At 33.1% G+C, this 1,770-nt stretch carries 1 protein-coding gene; it reads right to left on the reverse strand.

Annotated elements, in window-relative coordinates:
* Positions 1-632 precede the first annotated feature (632 nt).
* Positions 633-1,316 carry a hypothetical protein gene (locus F6K13_RS31625; protein WP_287289653.1) on the reverse strand — a complete coding sequence of 228 codons (684 nt, stop codon included), beginning with the start codon at positions 1,314-1,316 and terminating at the stop codon, positions 633-635.
* Between the last annotated feature and the right edge of the window lie 454 nt (positions 1,317-1,770).

The following is a 1,770-nucleotide window of genomic DNA, read 5'->3' on the forward strand; positions in this document are numbered from 1 at the left end:
CTGTGGGGTATTAAACCCACAGTTAAGAGGGGTGCTTAAAATTGTTTGGGGTTATAAGATAGGGGCGTGACCTGTCGAAGAATATCCATAAGGAATGATACCAATTCCCATGCATTAATGCTATACTTAGGTAACACTTCAGTTATTAAGTAATTAAAAAAATAGAGCATTTTTTTTACTAATTTTAGCCAAGCTAAATGTTAATTATTCTTGTGTTTACTTCCCCTCCTGGGAGGGGCTAGGGGTAGGTCCCATACTCAAGATACGGGTTGAAAAGTTTTTGATAAATGGTATTAGACCTTATGCCTTCAGCATAACTGCCTTCTGCCTTCTTCAATTATTTAAGTTTGCTGACGAGAAATTATAAACATTCACGCCTTTTTTGTTTTCATTATTCCCAATTTTCCCAGTAACCGACCTAAATAATGTTTCCAAGTATAAGGTTTAAAGACAATACATCTTTTCAGATGGGGAATCCAAACTCTATGTTTATTACCATTTAAGTTAATTAAATAAGCAATATAGCAATCCTATTTTATTCGTGTCAAAAATCTTACTGCTTTTTAGGGAACACTTAACTGGGAACAGAGAACAGGTAAGAGTTTCAGTTTTTTTATTTACTTTTTGATTTGTCACGACCTATTTAGGATTGCTATATTTTCTATATTCCGGGAATAACCATGGAGAATTTTAACTGGTTCAGCAAAGGCATTAATAAAACAAAATCTAGCATTCCATTCACTAGGCAAAGGGTACATTCTTGAAGAGGAATTGAGCAAAACTTGTGCGAAAGATGTTTGGTCACTTTCTCGCAACTTACTATTAGATAAAAGCTTACTTGTATAGAGGTCAATCCATTCTTTAAATAACTGATCGTTTGCTTCATTTTTTCTAAAAAGAATTACCCCTGTATTTAATGGTTTACAAGGAACTTTTTGACCTGATTCTAAAATTGGATAGAAAGTATCAACTGGAGCAGGAACTAGGGCAAGATCGAAATATTCTAAGATGTCAAATCCATTTTCACAGTCACTGGCGAAAAAAGTATCTGTATCAGCAAAGATAGTTTTTTCATAAGGTGATAAAAAATATAAATTTTTGACCTTGAATAATAATCCTTCATTTCTACAAGTTACTTGTTCATCTACTCGAATAATTTGATCGAATAAATCTTTATCTTCAGGGTCTTGATTACAAGCTAGAGAGATTTTTATAGATGGATTAATCTTTTTTAAACTTTTAGCAGAGTCGCAAGCTTCATCAACATATTTTTTGCCCGCAGCAACGTAAAAAACGCCAGAATTTGAGTTAGTCATTAGCTTATAACCTAATTTAATTTGATTCAAATATACATTTGTGAATACTTTTCCGGGTCGCCCTCAATAAGCAGTATTTTTTAGAGTTGATATGTAAGCATTCAGCATTCAGCTATTGCTTTGTAGTCGGTAAAAGCCATTAATAAATTGATGCCAAATTCAACTTGATGTTGCTGAGTGGTCATAATTTTTAGATGAAGTATCAACGCAAAACATCAGTTTTTCAATTTTACCTTCAGCTACTTACCATTACATTTAAGCAACGCCTTAAACTTTACTATCAAAGCACAGTCCCTTGACCTTTATATGTAAGCATTCAGCATTCAGCATTCAGCTATTGCTTTGTAGTCGGTAAAAGCCATTGATAAATTGAGGTCAAATTCAATAGTAAGAGATAACCGTTAATAGCTGAATTGTTACGTTTATATCCCGATAAATCAAGGTATTTACCAAA

It is taken from the genome of Okeania sp. SIO2B9 (assembly GCF_010672505.1).
GTDB classification, from domain to species: Bacteria; Cyanobacteriota; Cyanobacteriia; order Cyanobacteriales; family Microcoleaceae; genus Okeania; species Okeania hirsuta.

What these genes read in the sequence shown, in the direction of transcription:
- F6K13_RS31625 (WP_287289653.1), bottom strand. Translation starts at nt 1,316, where the DNA reads ATGACTAACTCAAATTCTGGCGTTTTTTACGTTGCTGCGGGCAAAAAA.